The sequence below is a fragment of the Lentibacter sp. XHP0401 genome, assembly GCF_025751535.1.
In the GTDB taxonomy this organism is placed as follows: Bacteria; Pseudomonadota; Alphaproteobacteria; order Rhodobacterales; family Rhodobacteraceae; genus Lentibacter.
In genome coordinates this window covers 289727-306978 of sequence record NZ_JAOWLC010000002.1, presented here as the reverse complement: position 1 = coordinate 306978, position 17252 = coordinate 289727, and the positions used below count along the sequence as shown (strand labels likewise).

Genomic DNA, 17252 nt, shown 5'->3' with positions numbered 1-17252 from the left:
GTGTCCTTCACCCCTCAACCGTGCTGGTGTGTATTTCAATGGTTTTGTCGTCACGATCGCCCATCGTTAAGGGCAGTCTGATCAGGGCCATGGCCCCCGCGTGGCTTTCGCCGTCAAAAAGCGGCGCATCTTCTAGCCTGAGCGTGCCACCATGCTCTTCGATAATCTTCTTCACTATCGGCAGTCCAAGCCCCGTTCCCTTATCACGTGTGGTGACATAAGGTTCAAACAGCTTGGCGCGGTCTTCAGGAAGCCCGATGCCGTTATCCGCAATAGTGATCTCGGCATCCCCGCCGACGCGTGCCGCCCTAATGCGGATTTGCGGTGCAATTTCGCCGCCCATATCCTCGCGCCGTGTTTCAATAGCCTCGCCTGCGTTTTTGATCAGGTTGGTCAGGGCTTGCCCGATCATCGTTGCGTCAAACTGGCCTTCCAGTGGTGTGGTTCCAATATCAACGTCAAAAATCACATCAGGTTGTCCCGCTTTCTGTAAGGTAACCGCTCCGCTCAAAAGCTTGCACAAATCCTCTGGTCTCCGCTCTGGTTCGGGCATCCGGGCAAACTTGGAAAACTCATCAACAATTCGCCGCAAGTCATTGGTTTGGCGCACAATAACATCAGTGAGCTCCTCCAGCTTTCCAGCGTCCCCTTCAGGCAGTTCACGGGAAAACTTGCGCTTGATCCGCTCGGCAGACAGCTGGATCGGCGTCAGCGGGTTTTTGATCTCATGTGCAATCCGGCGCGCCACATCGGCCCATGCCGCAAGGCGCTGCGCGCTTACAAGATCTGTCACATCATCAAAGGCCACAACATAGCCCTCGGTCTGGCCCTCTTCCCCTGTCCTCACCGACATCCGCACAAGCAAGTTTTCAAGTTGCCCGCTACGTGTCACTTTAACCTCTTCTTGCACAACGCCTGAAGCGCTCTCCACAAGCGCATCAAACAGCGGACCAAATTCTGGTACAGCCACGCGCAATTCAGGAGCTTCTTTGGCCTCGTGCCAGTCCAGAAGCCGCTCGGCGGAACGGTTCACAAAAGTCACGCGCCCGCCCGGATCAACGCCAACCACCCCGGATGTCACCGAGCTGAGAACGGAATCAAACAGCCGTCTGCGTCGCTCGATCTGATCGGTGTTCTCCAAAAGCGTGTCGCGTTGCCCCTTCAGCTGGCGTGTCATCTGGTTGAACAGGCGGCTCAGCTGGCTGATTTCGTCGTCGCCCTCCTCCTCGATGACCTGTGTATCGAGATTGCCCTCGCCCACACGCTGTGCGGCACTTGTCAGCCGCCCCACAGGGCGCGCCAGCCGCTCGGCAAACCAAAGCCCGAGCCAGACAGCGGCCAGAATAAGGATCACGGCAAACCCGAGGTAAACCAAGCCGAACTGGAACAAGACTTTGCCGCGATCACTCTCCAACTGGTTGTAAAGCCTCACATTTTCCTGTGTTTCGCTGAGAAGGTTCAGGATTGATCCGTCCACATCACGGCTCACATAAATCAGCCTGTCAGGAAAGGTCGCCAGCGGCACGATCGCGCGAAACTCGTTGTTGTCCCAGTCCTGAATGACGGCAATACCTGCCTCGCGGGCTGCTTCTATTTCGGCGACACTCGGACGCTCGAAATTGAAAAGATACGAGCGCTCCCCGCGCGCCTTAAGCTCGCCGACACCATCAATTACATAGGCCTCACGCATATCGGGCTGAAAGCGCTGCTGTCCCGCAGTGAGCACCTCACGCAGATCAGGGTCTCGCATAAACGGTGTGACGGAATGCTCCAGATCAATCACCCGTGCGAGCGATTGAGCGTTGCGCATCAGATTGTCACGATGTTCGCCCTCATAGGCCTGCGCGGCTGATAAAGATGAGCCGACAACCTGACGTACACGGTCCGAAAACCAGCCTTCAAGACCAAGATTCACCGTTAACACCGCGAAAATTGCCACGGTAACAGTGGGAATCAAGGCCATAATGGCAAAAACACCTGTCAGCCGCAGGTGCAGGTTCGAGCCCGCCGAATTTGATCGCCGCGCCGCGATCATCTTGGCCACCCGCTGCAAAACCAGTGCGGCCACAAGAAGCACATACACAAGGTCAGCCAGAAGAACGATACGCAGCGCAGGCGAGCGGACACCCTGCTCAAAGGGGCCAAAAACAAGGAAGGTGGCCAACACCAGCAATGGCCCCAGAATGACAAGACCAAGCGCTGCCGCGTTCTGCACACGCCTGCGGCGGCGCAGTTTGCTCAGCCTGTTCCACGTCAGCTTATGTGTTCGGGGTGCCACTTTGGCCTCCCGTCATGCTGTGTCGCATCGATACTCAACCGCCATATCTGGTGGCTTAAACTCCGCATGATGCAGAGCCGCCACGCTTATGTTGCGGTTTTACATCATTTTACGTCGCCGTGTCACGCTTATATCGAGTTCACTGATCTTCTTTCTGAGGGTATTTCTGTTGATCCCCAACAAATCGGCGCATTTGGCCTGGTTTCCGCCAGTCGCATCAAGCGCAATCTCAAGCAAAGGCAGCTCCATTTCGCGCAAAATACGTGCGTAAAGCCCTGGAGGCGGCAAAGCATCCCCATGCAGATCAAAGTAGCGTTGCAAATGGCGCGCAACACTCTGGCTCAGCTTTTCATCCGAAAGTGCCCCAAGGCTCGGAGCCAAGGAAGGCTGCGCTGACAAGACGCCGTTCACTTCGACTGCACTGATCTCGCGACTTCGCGCCGTCAAAGCCAGCCGCTCGACAGTATTGGCAAGCTGGCGCACATTTCCGGGCCAATTATAGTGGCGTAAAGCCTCAAGTGCGTCAGGTGCAAAGCTGTTCGCACCGCCACCGGTTCCAGAGGCCTTGGCCAAGAAATGTTCCGCCAGCAACCCGATGTCTTCAACCCGCGCACGCAAAGGCGGCAGACTCAGCACCGCGCCATCAAGACGATAAAACAGATCATTGCGCAGCTTGCCCGCAGCCATAGCTTGCGAAAGCTCGGTTTGCGAACTGGCGAGAAACCTTGGACCATTGTTGCCTGCTGCATCCATAAGGTGCACGGCCTTCATCTGGTATTCGTCGGGCAACTCGCCGATTTCTTCAAAAAGAACAGTGCCCGTACCGGCTTCGGCCAATACATCGGCCAAAGGCTCACGGCGCGCAAATGTGCTTTCACTTAGAGCCACAAAAGGCCGCCCGCGCCTGTCGGACATGTCATGGATCGTCCTCGCCACAAGCGATTTACCTGTGCCACTCTCGCCCGTCACAATCACTGGCAACTGCGCATTCAGCACCCGCGCAATCAGCTTGTAAACTTCCTGCATGGCCGCTGATCGCCCGACAAGTGGCAACTCACCTGCTTCAGGCGCTGGCTCAGGCGCTGCTCCGCCTCTGCGACCGCGCGAAGCTTCAAGCGCTTTGGCCGTACGTTTCATCAGATCCGGCAGGTCAAACGGCTTGGGAAGATAGTCAAACGCTTCCGCTTCAGCGGCCTTAATCGTGGTCATGATTGTGTTTTGCGCCGAAATTACGATCACAGGCAAATCAGGTCTGTCCGCCGATATCTTGGGTAGCATTTCAAGCCCGTTGCCATCTGGCATCATCACATCCGTGATCACAACATCTCCAGCGCCCTCGGCAACCCATCGCATCAGGGTGGTCAGCGAACTGGTCGCCTGTACCTTACAGCCCGCTCTTGTGAGTGCTTGGGTCAGCACTGTGCGGATCGTGCGGTCGTCATCGGCAACAAGAACGGTCCCATCCATGATCAGGCTCCTTTTGGACGCTGCGGCGCGCGCGGCAACGAGAGTTTAAATATTGTTTCACCGGGTTCGGAACGCACCGAAACCCAACCGCCATGTGCGGCCATAATCTTTGCTGTCAGGGCAAGCCCGAGCCCCGTGCCGTTTTCACGCCCCGAAACAAACGGATCGAAAATCTGTTCGATCATGTCGGGCGCAATCCCGGGGCCATTATCAATCACTTCGATTTGCAAAGGCAAAGGCTCCCCAAGCCCCTCCTCCGTGCGCAACCGGAAGCCATGTTCAAACGAGGTGCGCAAGCGAATGACACCGCCCGCCCCGGTGGCTTCTGATGCATTCTTGAGCAAATTGAGCAAAACCTGCAAAATCTGGTCGGCATCGGCCAGCGCATCGGGCAACGAAGGGTCGTACTCCTCGATAATCTGAGTTGCCGCGCCAACGCCCAGAAGCGCCGAGCGCCGAGCGCGATCAAGCACATCATGCAGATTTACCGGCCCTAGCTGCGGCGGGCTAAGGTTGCCGAACTCTTCAACCTGTTCCAGCAACTTCACGATCCTGCGGCTCTCCGCCACGATCAGGTCAGTCAGTTCTCGGTCATCGCCCGTCAGGCCCATCGAAAGCAACTGCGCCGCACCAGTGATACCCGCCAAAGGGTTCTTGATCTCGTGGGCCAGCATTTCCGCCATGCCAATAGCCGAGCGCGCCGCTGTCTTCGGTCCAAGCGCCTTGGGCAATTTGCTGCCCATGCCGAGCGGAGTGATCAGCAACAGCATTTGCCCGTTGTCCGCATCATAAGGTGCAAGCTGCAAATCGCAGCGCTCGCTCACCCGCCCGGCACGGGCCACGCCAACGTCGTTCACAAAAAGCGGCGCATCATCAAGCCGCGCACGCTCGAAGGCTGGTCCAAGATCACTGTCAAAGATCAGCACATCAAACAGCGGTTTCCCTATCAACGTGCGCTCTGACGCCATCAAAAATTGTTCGGTCGCAGGACCCATCGACAAAATTATGTCATCACTGTCGATCAGAAGCGCCGGCAGCGGAAGAGCCGCCCAGAGTTTACGCTCTGTGCTCATGCCGCCGACCTTTCGCAATGCTCGTTTACCATGCCAATCAGCCGGATCACCTCGGATGTGTTTCGCTCGGTCAAAACACGATTGCGGAGCGCAGCCGGCGTGCAGGCTTCATCCATGTACCAACCAAGGTGCTTGCGCGCGACACGCCCGCCAAGCTCTTCTCCGTAAAAGCTTAGCATCGCCTCGTAATGTTCTGAAATCATGTCGGTAAAATTTCTACCTTTTGGAATATCGGGAGCTTTCGCACCCCAAAGCTCATGTGCAATCTGCTGCAATAGCCAGGGTCTCCCCTGTGCTCCGCGTCCAATCATCACACCATCCGCGCCCGAGGCCCCAAGAGCCGTGTGCGCATCCCCTGCGCTACAAATATCACCGTTGGCAAACACAGGGATTGTCACCGCATCCTTTATCACACGGATCGCTGCCCAATCGGCGCGTCCCTTATAAAACTGACAGCGTGTGCGCCCGTGAATGACCAGTCGCTTCACCCCTGCCCCTTCAGCCCGCTGCGCCAGTTCTGATGCATTCAGGCTGTCATCATCCCATCCCAGCCGTGTCTTGAGCGTTACAGGCAGGTTCACGGCCTCCGTCACCGCCTCGATCATGCGCAAGGCATGGTCCAGGTCGCGCATCAGCGCCGAGCCCGAAAGCCCGCCCACAACCTTTTTGGCAGGACATCCCATGTTGATATCAATCATCGCTGCGCCATTGGCTTCCAGCATCCGCGCAGCTTCGGCCATCCAATAAGGCTCGCGTCCCGCCAGTTGCACTGCTGTGTTACAGCGATCATACCCAAGCTCTGCACGCTCGTGTACGCCGCGCCGTGCCTGCACCATCTCCTGGCTGGCAATCATCTCGCTTACAACAAATCCCGCCCCAAAGCGGCTCACAAGGTCGCGAAACGGAGCATCCGTGATCCCCGCCAAGGGCGCCAGCGCCACAGGCAGATTAGGGATCATCTCTGGAGTGTGCTTAAGCATATTGTTATCTCTGGTTTGAATAAGACCTACGGTGGATTTAACGGCACTCTCAAGCACTCGAAGACCACCTAACGCCGCCCCTCGCAGTTATTGCACAAAATTTAATCACATTGCACGATATTTCACCGCATTGCCCTTCGCGGCCTTGGTGCTAAAAGCAACACGAAGCAAAGGAGCCTTCATGAAAACTGCCGTTCTCCTCGTCGCCGCAGGCCGCGGAACTCGCGCAGGCGCAGGCCAACCCAAACAGTGGCGCGCACTGGCGGGCAAGCGCGTGTTTGACTGGTCTTATGCCGCCTTCTCACAAAATCCCCATATCGCCCATATCCTCACTGTCATTCACCCTGACGATACCGCGCATCTCCCCGCTGGCGTCGAGTTTGTCCATGGTGGCACAACCCGCACAGCCTCGGTGCGCGCAGGGCTTGAGGCGCTCGAAACCGAAGGCTTCAGCCATGTTCTCATCCACGATGCCGCCCGTGCCTGTGTCTCGCCTGAAGTGATCAGCGGCGTGATTGAAGCGCTCAAAAATAAAGATGCCGCGGCTCCTGCGCTTCCGGTCACTGACGCGCTCTGGCATGGTGATAATGAATGCGTCACTGGCACACATAGCCGCGAAGGCCTCTACCGCGCGCAAACACCACAAGGCTTCTCGCTGCCGGCTATTCTTGCCGCCCACCGCGCGCACAAAGGCGAAGCACTCGATGATGTCGAAATCGCGCGCGCCGCAGGGCTTGATGTTAGCATCACACTGGGCGATGAAGACAATCTGAAACTCACCCACGCAGGCGATTTTGCCCGCGCCGAGCGCATCTTGAGAGGCTCCATGGATATACGGCTTGGCAACGGATTTGATGTGCACGCTTTCACTGCAGGCGACCATGTCGTTCTCTGTGGGGTAAACATCCCACACAGTAAGGCGCTCCTCGGGCATTCCGATGCCGATGTTGGAATGCACGCCATCACCGATGCACTCTATGGCGCAATGGCCGAGGGCGACATCGGCCGCCACTTCCCGCCATCCGATCCGCAATGGAAAGGCGCAGCCAGCCATATTTTCCTCGAACACGCCTGCGCCCTCGCCCGCTCCATGGGCTACACAATCTCCAACATCGACTGCACACTTGTCTGCGAACAGCCGAAAATCGGGCCTCACGCCAGTGCCATGCAAACCGAGCTTTCTCGCATCATGGGGATTGAGCCGTCGCGCATCTCGGTCAAGGCCACTACCTCGGAACGCCTCGGCTTTACAGGCCGCGAAGAAGGCATCGCCGCCCTCGCAACAGCAACATTGGTAAAAACATGAAACCTCTCGCAACTCTCGCAGGCACATTCTTCTACGTCGGATATATGCGCCCTTTTTCAGGCACCTGGGGTTCCGCCGCCGCCTTGCCTGTTGCCTATGCGCTCAATCTTGCCGGAGGGTATTGGCTTGTCGCCATCGGCGCGCTTGCAGCTTTTCTTATTGGCTGGTGGGCGACCTCTGTCATGATCGAAGGCTCGGATGATCATGACCCCTCCGAGGTTGTTATGGATGAAGTTGCAGGCCAGTGGATCGCACTTCTGCCCGTGTTCATCGGTGCAGCACATGCGGGTGTTGACTCCCTTGCGCTCTGGCCCGGCTGGCTCGTGGCCTTCTTCGGTTTCCGCTTCTTTGACATTCTCAAACCCGGCCCCATAGGCTGGGCAGACCGTCGTGGCGATGCGCTTGGCGTCATGCTTGATGACATTATCGCAGGTGTTGCCGCCGCCCTCACTGTCGGCATTGCAGCCTATGTCTGGCATGGGCTGTTCATGTGAGCGCCGCTGCCGTTCTCCAAGCTGCGCGCGCCGCTGGCCTCACCATCGCCACAGCCGAAAGTTGCACCGGCGGTATGGTCGCCGCCAGCCTCACAGATATTGCTGGCAGCTCCGTTGTTTTTGAACGTGGATTCGTCACCTACTCCAACACCGCAAAACGGGAAATGCTTGGCGTGCAAGAGGCAACACTCGCAACCCACGGGGCCGTCTCAGAAGAGGTCGCGCTCGAAATGGCCGAAGGCGCGCTGGCCCACTCGGATGCGACGCTCACTGTCTCTATAACAGGTATCGCAGGCCCGGGCGGCTCAGAGCATAAGCCTGAAGGCCGCGTCTGCTTTGGCCTCGCACAGACAGGCCAGCCAACTTTGGTCGAAACAGTCGAATTTGGCGCTTTGGGCCGCGCCCAAGTCCGTCAAGCCGCCACAGAGCACGCTCTCGCTCTGCTTTTGAGTGCAAGTCAGCCGTAAAGCTCTTTCGCGCGGGCCTCAAAAGCCTTCACAATCCGTTGCATCGCCTCAAAAAAGAACAGCCCGCCTGCCTTTTGTAACAGGAAGTTCTTAAACTCGAAATCCACATCAAAGCGCACTTCACACCCTCCTTCGGCCTCTGCTTCGGTGAACTGCCAGTTCGAGCGCAGGTATTTGAATGGCCCGTCCAGATATTCGGTCTCGATCCGCCCCGCTTCTGAAAAAAGCCGCACTCGGCTGCCGAAGCGCTCGCGAAACACCTGAAATCCGATGACCAGATCAGCCAACATCTCCTCGCCGCCCTCGATAGGCGTGACCGAGCGCACCCGCGCTGCAGAACACCACGGCAGAAACTCCGGGTAGCGCGCCACATCGGCCACAAGCTCGTACATCTGCTCGGGGCTATAGGGCAGAACCCTCGTTTCTTCGTGCTTGGGCATAGGGCCTCTAATTCGCATTTACAGTGGCCTACCATTTCGTATGATGAGCCGCAGAATTCAAGGGGTAAGCATGCCACAGCGTCCATATGTCATCGACGAGTTGATCTCGGCCAAATCCATCGCAGCTCGTATCGAAGCGCTTAGCCGTGCCATCCAGAAAGAGTTCTCGGATACCGACAAGCTCGTTGTTGTTGGTCTGCTGCGTGGCTCGTTTGTGTTTATCGCTGATCTGGTGCGTGAGCTTGATATGCCTGTCGAGGTCGATTTCCTCGAAGCCAGTTCCTATGGCGACGGCATGGAATCGTCTCGTGAGGTGCGCATCCTCAAAGACATTCGCGGGCAGATCGAGGGCCGGGATGTTCTGGTTGTCGAAGATATCGTCGATACGGGCTATACGCTTGAACATGTGCTGCATGTGCTCGAAAGTCGCAAACCGCGCAAACTACGCACCATCGCGCTGCTCGATAAGCCCACCCGCCGCGAAACAGGTGTGAAAGCCGACTGGACCGGTTTTGAGATTCCTGACGAGTTCGTTGTCGGCTACGGGATCGACTTTGCCCAACGCAACCGTAACCTGCCCTATATCGGCTGCGTGCGTTTTCTGGCCGAAGACGAAGCCTAGGCTTTACACAAGCCCTACCGGCTCTATCCTGAGCGGAATAAAACAGAGGTCTGTCCTATGCGCCGCATTCTGATCCGCCTTATTGCCGTTGCTGCTGTTTGTGCCCTTGCGTTCTGGTTTCTCAGCGCGCCCAAACGGCTGCCCGAGAGTGCACTCGCCGATCTTGAGGGCGATGCCGAAGCCGGCCAACAAGTGTTTTTTGCTGCGGGTTGCGCTTCGTGTCATGCCGCTCCCGAAGCCACAGACGATGACAAGCTTCTGCTTGTTGGTGGTATGCGCTTTGCCTCGCCCTTCGGGACATTCATTGCCCCGAATATCTCGTCCGATAGCACCCACGGTATCGGCAGCTGGAGCAAAACCGACCTCGCCAATGCCATGTTTTACGGCACATCGCCTAAAGGGCAGCATTATTATCCAGCTTTTCCCTATGGTTCATACATCCGCATGAAGCTGCGCGGTGACGGGCTTCAAGACATTGCCAATCTACACAGCTACCTACAAACACTCCCTGCCTCCGATACGCCAAGTGCTGCGCATGAGGTCGGCTTTCCATTCAATATCCGCCGTGGCCTCGGCCTATGGAAGCGGGTGTTCCTCGATGATTACTGGGTTGCGCAAATGCCGCTTGAAAACGAAGTGCTACAGCGCGGACGCTACCTTGTCGAAGCTTTGGGCCACTGCGGCGAATGTCACACCCCTCGCAACATTGTCGGAGCGCCTCAAAATGCAGACTGGCTCAAAGGCGCGGCCAACCCCTCGGGCGAAGGCCGCATACCGGCCATAAACGCGCTCGACTGGAGCGAAACAGATATCGCCTATTATCTCGAAACCGGCTTCACACCTGATTTTGACAATGCAGGTGGCCATATGGCTGCTGTGGTTGAAAACACCGCCAAGCTCCCCGCCTCCGACCGCGCGGCCATTGCGGCTTATCTCGCAGCGCTTGGCAGCACCAATTAACGCAACCGCCCCGGCTCGTTGGTTTCAAGATAGGCTTCCTGCTCGGGTGTAAGCTCGATTTCGTCATAACCGGTGATCATCGGGCGCACATGGGCGCGAAAGCCGTGGCCGACGGTTAGCAGATAAACATGCACAATAATAAACGCCGCGATAACGTAGGCGCTGAGAATATGCAGATTACTGATCAGCCAGATCCAGAAACTGGCATCAGAAACTGAGTCAGCCCAGAAGTTATAGGTCAGATACAGCAGCCCAGTGCTCCAGATCGCGGGAAAGACAAACCACTTGAGGCCAAAGTATGTCGCTGCCTGCAAAGGGTTATGCTTGCGCCAGAACATCTTTTTATAAGGATGCTCCTCACCTTTGAACACGCCCCAGGCGTAGAATTTGGCAACATCGATCATCCCCTCGATCTTAGGGATAAATTGCCTCCATGTGCCTGTGGTAAACAGCCAGAAGGTCGCAAAAACCCAAAGCGCCAGCAGCGTGAGCGCAGCGACTGTGTGCAACATCACAGCAGGGCCAAAGTGTATCCCATTATGAATACCGCTGATCGCAAGACCCGTAAACAAAAGGACAAAAATCAACGCCATCTGTGACCAGTGCCAGAGCCGCTCGAACAGCGGATAAACCTTTACACAACGCTCGTGAAGTTTGGGCTTTGCTTTGACACTCATCTCAGTGCTCCCTTCTTCTGCGGCCAATCACGCGCAGCGCGATATGGGCCAAAACACCAGCAATCGTTGCCAGCACCATCGCGATGCCAAGCAGCGAAGCCACACCAAAGGGCCGTGTGCCGGGCATATGCACGCCAGGCACCCCCTCAAGGCGGCCGTCCTCTGAGTGGCAGGATCCGCATTTCAGCGCCTGGTCGGCAGGGGCAACCATATGGGTGATCGGCCAATACATATAGGTGTCCACAAAATCGAAATTGCCGGAATAAGGCTGCCCGGCGGCCTTCATGCCCGCTTCAATGGATTTTCCCCAGTCAAAGTTTGTCCAAAGCGCCGTATCGGTTGTCGGCCCCCAAACATGGTTAAATACCAGTTTGTTGCTCTCGGTGTCGTAGGCTTGCCGTCCCTCCATCCGCTTGAACGGCCAGATGCGTGATACGCCATCCCCGCGCGCGCCTTTGATACTATTCACCTCCACGGTTGAACTCGGGGCAATCTCACGATCACGGGTGGCATACTCCACTTGCCCGTCAAACCATGCATAATATGGCTCAACGTTCTCGCCATACTCGAAATCGCCTTTTGTCGAGAGATATGTATGCAGCTTCGCACCCGTCGAAGAGGTGTAGTTATCCTCATGGATCGGCTTGCCTTCAGCGTCCAACCGACCCGCGGTTGACCAGTCCCATTTGGTTTTGGTCGGCACACCACCCTTGGCAAATGCAGGAATATGACATGTCTGACAGGCAAGCATATCGGTATGATTGTTAAGCTTTGCCCCCATCAGCGTGGCGGGGTGCGGCTCGGTTCCATGGCAGCTTTGGCATGTGGCCACATCGCGCCTCTCGCCGGGTTTGAGCATTTCGCTATGCGCGTCCGACGCCATCACATTATAACGCGACCCGGACCACTGGTGCTGGTCCGAAACATGGCATGTCGAGCAGGTCATGTTTTCGCCCTCAGGCGACATGTGCACATCAACATCTATCGAAGGGTTATAAAGCACCGAAGACAAATCACCGTGCTTTACGTTGTCACCGCCCCCGCCGTAAAAGTGGCAGTTGCCACAGTTTTCGCGGGTCGATGTGCCAACGCTTTGCGCCGCTTTGGTTAAGTCAACGGCCCAGGCTTTGGCACCTGTAATGGTTTTTGTGCCCTCCGCCACAGGGTCAAGCGGCGGATGGCCTGCCTTTGAGTCTGCCTTGGTATATTGCCCGGAGGTGTCGTGACACACCAAGCAGTCAGCGGTCACGCCCTGCTCTTGCGGGGTAACTGACATGTCCTCCCAGCCATAGCCCGCATGGCAGCTTGTGCAGCGCGCCTCGTTTCCGGCGACATTGCCGCAAAACGAGTTTACAACATTACGTTTGCCTAGCTTCTGGCCCGTGACAGGATGGTCAAACTCCCATGTAAAGTGAATCGAATGCATAAACTGGTCATCCGCCTGCGTGTGGCAACTCACGCAAGCTTCCGTAACTTCAGGGCCGGATTTGAAGTCTTGCTGGAGAATTTTGAATTGCGAGTGGTCTGCTGTTGACGTGTTGGGCAGGCTTTGCTGCGCAGAAGCCACGCCTGCTGAAAGCGAGACCGCAAGAAACACCCGCACGCCAAGAGATATCAAGCCAGATCTAAACACATGCATTCTCCACCAGTTTACGAGTCAAAGCCGACTCCCCTGATGTTACTCTTATTGCACGCGTCACATTCAGCCTTTGATATATGTCAATTTGCTTTGTTTGTTCCAAACTATGTGAGTGACGTTTCTTGAAATACCCGGCATTCGGCCTGAATCTTGGCAAATTTCACACCAGCCAACGCACTGCAACATACATGTTCACTGTGAACAGGCTGACAAGCGAGATCATCTGCGCTTCAAACGGGGTTGCAACACTGCTTGTCACCAGCAAGACAAATCCCGCCCCGACCAGCACAACAAGAAGCACGCAGATCGCGCCAAAGCCCGTTCGCTCAAGCCCGTGTGGAGCATTGACAAAAAAGATCCTGTCGGCAAGCTTGGGCAATCCGTACAGCATGAGGATCAGCATGAGCGGAATGGTCATCACCAACTGTTGCACCATGTCGGGAGGCAACAATAAAGCAGATGGCACAGCCGAGGCCAGCATCGCCAGCTGTGAAAACACGGTCACGAACCCCGCTCGCAGAGCCAGCCTGCCAAACTGCATTCGCCTTAAACCTGTGCCAGCTTTTTCTCGCGCGCATCACGCAAACGCGCGAAATCGTCGCCCGCATGATAGCTTGAGCGCGTCAGCGGCGTGGCCGAAACCATGAGAAAGCCCTTGCCGTAAGCCGCCGTTTCATAGGCCTTGAACTCGTCAGGATGCACAAAGCGGTCCAGCACATGGTGTTTGGGTGTTGGCTGCAGATACTGCCCGATGGTGAGAAAGTCGATATCCGCAGCGCGCATGTCGTCCATCACCTGAAGCACGGCCATCTTGTTTTCGCCAAGGCCAACCATGATACCCGATTTGGTAAAGATCGACGGGTCCATCTCTTTCACCCGCTGCAAGAGGCGCAGGCTGTGAAAATACCGCGCTCCGGCCCGCACCTCGGGGTAAAGCCCCGGAACGGTTTCCAGATTGTGGTTGAAAACATCGGGTTTTGCATCAACAACAATCTTCAATACGCTCGGATCACACTTCAAAAAGTCTGGCGTGAGAATTTCGATGGTTGTCTCTGGCGAGCGGTGACGAATGGCACGAATGGTCTGGGCAAAGTGCTCCGCTCCGCCGTCTTCCACATCGTCACGGTCTACCGAAGTAATCACAACATGCTTCAGCCCCAGCTTTTCAACTGCATTGGCCACACGTCCTGGCTCGAACGGGTCAAGATCTTCGGGGGGTTTACCTGTCGCGATATTGCAGAATGAGCAGGCCCGCGTGCAAACCTCTCCCATAATCATCATCGTCGCGTGACCCTGGCTCCAGCACTCGCCCGCATTGGGGCAAGCCGCTTCTTCGCAAACCGTGGTCAGCTTGTGCTCGCGCATGATCTCGTGGGTTTTCTTATACCCGTCGCCCTGTGGCGCTTTCACCCTGATCCAGCTTGGCTTGCGCGGCTGGGCATTGTCAGGCTTACGGGCCTTTTCAGGGTGGCGCTGGTCGGGAATTTTAAGATCACGCATGGCATTTCCTTACGGGGGCTGGTCCTCAAATCTTAGCTCACCCATAGCCAAATTGCCACACAGTGTCACGCCTCAAGCGTGTATGACTCAGCCGATCATTTTGTTGCGCTCGCCGAGGCTTTCATAATGCAAGCTTAATTGTTGCAAGGCAATTCTGAGAACAATCTTACCCGACCTTGCCGACCAGCCAAGCCCGCGCTCCGCGCTTTCAAGCCCCTCAAGCTGGCAACAGCAGCGCAGCGCCACATCTCCGAGGCCTGCTCCAAGCGCCAACAACGCAGCCGCAACGCGATCCGCCGCCGCCTCTGCGCTCAGCTGAGTTGTCTTGCGCGTGGCTGTGCGAACCTCGCCTGCAATCAACGCCTCCCAGTCGTAATTTGCACCTTCAGCCATCTGCGCCAGTTCGTAATCCTCGCGCAGCCGCTCCCCCGCGCTCACATGTCCTGCGCGCAAAAACAGTTCTCCATCCTTCTCGCGCCGCCGAGACAGGATCATCAGAGGCGTCTCGCCCACGCACACACGCCTCTTGCCCACCCGTGCACCTCTCATGTCAAAGGCTGCACTCGCCTCGGCAAAGCCGCTGGCCCGGTTCTCGGCTCCAGCCAGAAGCTCGCCCAAAGCCGTGCGCCCTGCTGGAGTAATACGATAACGCGCAATCCGCCCGTCCACAGCACAAACAATCCAGTCTTTCACCGCCAGCGCCTGCGCCACACTGCGCTCGACAACAGCGGTACGCGTGGTTGTGCCGGCCTCGGTTTCGCGCACAACAACGCCTTTTTCCATATCTGCCGCCAGTGCCAAAACAGCGCGTGGCTCGCTCAACCGGCGCAAGATACGGCGCGCTTCGGCCAGAAATGTCTGGTCATCGGGCAAAAGTTTGCAGTCAGGGGTCATCACGTTCATCAATGCAGGTTCCTCTTGGCTGATGCGCAGCGCCTGGGGCTTTGTTTTGGGTCTCAAATGGCTGAATGTCTCGTCAATCAGGCTATCGTCACGCAGCCTTTCCCAACGGCTAATTTGCCGCGAAATCGTTGACGGATGACACTTACTCAGACGGCTCAGCGCCCGAACGGATATGCCCAGCTCCGTATGCGCCAGATAGGCCAGCGCCGAAGCGGGAAACCACCGTGGCCATAGCTCCCGCGTTACACCGAAGCGCTCTTCATCTGCTAGCTCAAGGCGAATTACGGTCATCCGAGACCCTCACATTGTCCACAAGTTATCCACAACTTAAACTTGTGTGGTTACGCATTCGTTAATTTTTACGTATTGGAAACTATTGTTGCCAAACTCTAAACAAAGCTGAACCCTGCGTTCGCTGTTTCGCAGAGACACGCAACGCCCGCTAAAGTTGATTAGCCTGACATCTCAACCAATTTCGAATTTGCTTCCGAGGTGTTCCATGCAAGATCCACTGTCACGTTTTCAAGCTCTTCGCCGTCCGCATTTACTGCTCGATGCCGCCCGCTCGGGCGTGCACCACTATATACGCGAATCGCACTTGGCCCGTGCACTGGGCCGGCGTGGGCATGCCCGCCTCATGCGTCCGTTGCCCGCGCTGGAAGAGCTTTTGGAAATCGAGCAAAAACTCGATCAGGAGCGTCGCCGAAATGAAGCAGGCTATAGCTATTACCGCCACGTCGAAGTGCTGATCGCCGCGATCGCCGAGGCCGAAATCGTCCGCGCAGCCTGCTTTCGCACCCCAGCCGAATAACCAAACAGAAACGGGCCCCGCATCTCGCGAGGCCCGTTCTTCAGCGAATAAACAAGCGCTTAGATAAACGCATCCGGCATCGAGGCTTTCTTCTCGGCCACATAGGCTTCGAGCGCTTCATTCACCGCCGGGTCGAGCGCTGGCTGCTGATATTGCGCGAGAAGCTTCTCCACCCGTGATGTCGCAAGCTGGCGCGTATCGCGCCCGCCCTCGTCTTCCCATGTTTCATACGGCTTGTAATCAAACAGATCCGATTTCCAGAAAGCGGTTTTGAAATTTGCCTGCGTATGCGCACAGCCCAGATAATGCCCGCCGGGCCCAACCTCGTGGATCGCATCCATCGCTTGCATATCTTCGCTTATATCAACACCCTTGGCCATCTGGTGCAGCGTGCCGAGCTGATCGGCATCCATGACAAACTTCTCAAAGTCCGCCACAAGCCCGCCTTCAAGCCAACCGCAAGAGTGCAACATGAAGTTCACGCCCGAGAGCAACCCCATGTTCAGCGAGTTGGCCGTTTCGTAAGCCGCCTGCGCATCAGGGAGTTTGCTGCCGCAGAACGAGCCAGCCGAACGAAACGGCAGTCCAAGCCGCCGTGCGAGCTGCCCTGCGCCATAAGTCACAAGGCTGGCCTCTGGCGTGCCGAAGGTCGGCGCGCCCGAGTTCATGTCGATCGAGCTTACAAACGCCCCGAAAATCACCGGTGCGCCCTTCTTGCAAAGCTGGCTATAGGCCACGCCCGCCAGCACTTCGGCCAAGACCTGTGTCAGCGTGCCCGCCACCGAGACTGGCGCCATTGCCCCGCCCACAATAAAGGGCGAAATGATGCAGGCCTGGTTGTTTTTAGCATAAACCTCAAGCGCCCCCATCATCACATCGTCAAAAGTCATCGGCGAGTTGATGTTGATGAGCGAAGTCATCACAGTGTTCTCTTGGACAAACTCTTTGCCAAAGAGAATGCCGCACATATCGACACTGTCCTGCGCGCGGCTCGGTTCGGTGACAGAGCCCATGAACGGCTTGTCCGAAAGCTGCATATGCGCCAGCAGCATATCGAGGTGACGCTTGTTCACAGGAATATCTGTCGGTTCGCAGACCGTTCCGCCCGAATGGTGCAACCACTTGCTCATATAGCCAAGCTTCACGAACTTCTTGAAATCATCCATCGTCGCATAGCGCCGCCCGCCGGCCGCATCGCGCACGAAAGGCGGGCCATATACAGGCGCAAGCACAAGGTTGCGCCCCCCTACAACAACATTGCGCTCGGGGTTGCGGGCATGTTGCGTGTATTCGCTCGGGGCGGTTTTGATCAGCTCGCGCGCCAAACCTTTGGGGATGCGCACGCGTTCGCCCTGAACATCTGCACCCGCATCACGCCAGCGCTCCAGAGCGGCGGGGTTGTCCACAAAATTGACACCCACTTCTTCCAGAATCGCCTCGGCATTGGCCTCGATGATCTGGAGCGCCTCTTCGTTGAGCACCTCGAAATTGGGAATGTTGCGCTCGATATACTTTGCCGTTTCAAACGAAACCGCGCTGCGTTCGGCACGGCGCGCTGCACCTCCACCGCCTGCGGTGCGTCCACGTCTTTTTGTCGTTGCCTCGGTCATGGGCCACCCTTGATTCTGGGACAAT

At 56.8% G+C, this 17252-nt stretch carries 17 protein-coding genes; 6 read left to right on the top strand and 11 right to left on the bottom strand.

What is annotated here, in order from left to right; all coding sequences use genetic code 11:
• Positions 1–7: 7 nt before the first annotated feature.
• From OE750_RS04400 to dusB, 4 genes are all read right to left on the bottom strand, one after another.
• Complete coding sequence (locus OE750_RS04400; protein WP_263761825.1) at positions 8–2278, bottom strand: sensor histidine kinase NtrY-like; 2271 nt, start codon at positions 2276–2278, stop codon at positions 8–10.
• Between the two features lie 99 nt (positions 2279–2377).
• On the bottom strand, positions 2378–3745 hold the full coding sequence (locus OE750_RS04395) for a sigma-54 dependent transcriptional regulator (protein WP_263761823.1): 1368 nt from the start codon (positions 3743–3745) through the stop codon (positions 2378–2380).
• Positions 3746–3747: 2 nt separating this feature from the next.
• Positions 3748–4818 (bottom strand): two-component system sensor histidine kinase NtrB, encoded by a 1071-nt coding sequence (locus OE750_RS04390; RefSeq protein WP_263761821.1) that lies wholly within the window; start codon positions 4816–4818, stop codon positions 3748–3750.
• On the bottom strand, positions 4815–5798 hold the full coding sequence (gene dusB, locus OE750_RS04385) for a tRNA dihydrouridine synthase DusB (protein ID WP_263761819.1): 984 nt from the start codon (positions 5796–5798) through the stop codon (positions 4815–4817). Before dusB ends, OE750_RS04390 begins: the two co-directional genes overlap by 4 nt.
• Before the next feature lie 181 nt (positions 5799–5979).
• Here dusB and OE750_RS04380 point away from each other — a divergent pair, with 181 nt between their 5' ends.
• The 3 genes from OE750_RS04380 to OE750_RS04370 are packed head-to-tail and all read left to right on the top strand — an operon-like array spanning position 5980 to position 8065.
• Positions 5980–7104: a bifunctional 2-C-methyl-D-erythritol 4-phosphate cytidylyltransferase/2-C-methyl-D-erythritol 2,4-cyclodiphosphate synthase gene (locus tag OE750_RS04380; RefSeq protein ID WP_263761817.1), complete on the top strand. Its 1125-nt coding sequence runs from the start codon at positions 5980–5982 to the stop codon at positions 7102–7104.
• Positions 7101–7598, top strand: coding sequence for a phosphatidylglycerophosphatase A (locus OE750_RS04375; protein WP_263761815.1), 498 nt, complete (start codon positions 7101–7103; stop codon positions 7596–7598). Before OE750_RS04380 ends, OE750_RS04375 begins: the two co-directional genes overlap by 4 nt.
• Positions 7595–8065: a CinA family protein gene (locus OE750_RS04370; protein ID WP_263761813.1), complete on the top strand. Its 471-nt coding sequence runs from the start codon at positions 7595–7597 to the stop codon at positions 8063–8065. The genes OE750_RS04375 and OE750_RS04370 overlap by 4 nt, the downstream gene beginning before the upstream one ends.
• Here the strand turns inward: OE750_RS04370 and OE750_RS04365 are convergent.
• Positions 8056–8505 (bottom strand): type II toxin-antitoxin system RatA family toxin, encoded by a 450-nt coding sequence (locus tag OE750_RS04365; protein WP_263761811.1) that lies wholly within the window; start codon positions 8503–8505, stop codon positions 8056–8058. The two genes, OE750_RS04370 and OE750_RS04365, sit on opposite strands and share 10 nt — an antisense overlap.
• Positions 8506–8575: 70 nt before the next feature.
• Between OE750_RS04365 and hpt the strand changes: the two genes are divergently transcribed.
• Together hpt and OE750_RS04355 are read left to right on the top strand one after the other, a co-directional pair.
• The gene (gene hpt, locus OE750_RS04360; protein ID WP_263761809.1) at positions 8576–9127 is read left to right on the top strand and encodes a hypoxanthine phosphoribosyltransferase; all 552 of its coding nucleotides are present in this window, start codon (positions 8576–8578) and stop codon (positions 9125–9127) included.
• A gap of 57 nt (positions 9128–9184) precedes the next feature.
• Positions 9185–10087 carry a c-type cytochrome gene (locus tag OE750_RS04355; RefSeq protein WP_263761807.1) on the top strand — a complete coding sequence of 301 codons (903 nt, stop codon included), beginning with the start codon at positions 9185–9187 and terminating at the stop codon, positions 10085–10087.
• On the opposite strand, the gene OE750_RS04350 is transcribed toward OE750_RS04355, so the two are convergent.
• The 5 genes from OE750_RS04350 to OE750_RS04330 all read right to left on the bottom strand — a co-directional run bounded on the left by OE750_RS04350 (position 10084) and on the right by OE750_RS04330 (position 15097).
• On the bottom strand, positions 10084–10764 hold the full coding sequence (locus OE750_RS04350) for a cytochrome b/b6 domain-containing protein (RefSeq protein WP_263761805.1): 681 nt from the start codon (positions 10762–10764) through the stop codon (positions 10084–10086). The genes OE750_RS04355 and OE750_RS04350 overlap by 4 nt on opposite strands.
• Before the next feature lies 1 nt (position 10765).
• A complete protein-coding gene (locus OE750_RS04345; protein WP_263761803.1) occupies positions 10766–12397 on the bottom strand; it encodes a tetrathionate reductase family octaheme c-type cytochrome in 1632 nt (543 codons plus the stop codon).
• Positions 12398–12563: 166 nt separating this feature from the next.
• On the bottom strand, positions 12564–12908 hold the full coding sequence (locus OE750_RS04340; protein WP_263761779.1) for a hypothetical protein: 345 nt from the start codon (positions 12906–12908) through the stop codon (positions 12564–12566).
• Positions 12909–12949: 41 nt separating this feature from the next.
• Positions 12950–13903: a lipoyl synthase gene (gene lipA, locus OE750_RS04335; protein WP_263761777.1), complete on the bottom strand. Its 954-nt coding sequence runs from the start codon at positions 13901–13903 to the stop codon at positions 12950–12952.
• An 87-nt stretch (positions 13904–13990) separates the two neighbouring features.
• Positions 13991–15097, bottom strand: coding sequence for a DUF6456 domain-containing protein (locus OE750_RS04330; protein WP_263761775.1), 1107 nt, complete (start codon positions 15095–15097; stop codon positions 13991–13993).
• A 208-nt stretch (positions 15098–15305) separates the two neighbouring features.
• Here OE750_RS04330 and OE750_RS04325 point away from each other — a divergent pair, with 208 nt between their 5' ends.
• Positions 15306–15617, top strand: a complete 312-nt coding sequence (locus tag OE750_RS04325) for a DUF6477 family protein (protein WP_263761773.1) — start codon at positions 15306–15308, stop codon at positions 15615–15617.
• A 59-nt stretch (positions 15618–15676) separates the two neighbouring features.
• Here OE750_RS04325 and OE750_RS04320 read toward each other — a convergent pair whose 3' ends face one another.
• Positions 15677–17227, bottom strand: a complete 1551-nt coding sequence (locus OE750_RS04320) for a trimethylamine methyltransferase family protein (protein WP_263761771.1) — start codon at positions 17225–17227, stop codon at positions 15677–15679.
• Between the last annotated feature and the right edge of the window lie 25 nt (positions 17228–17252).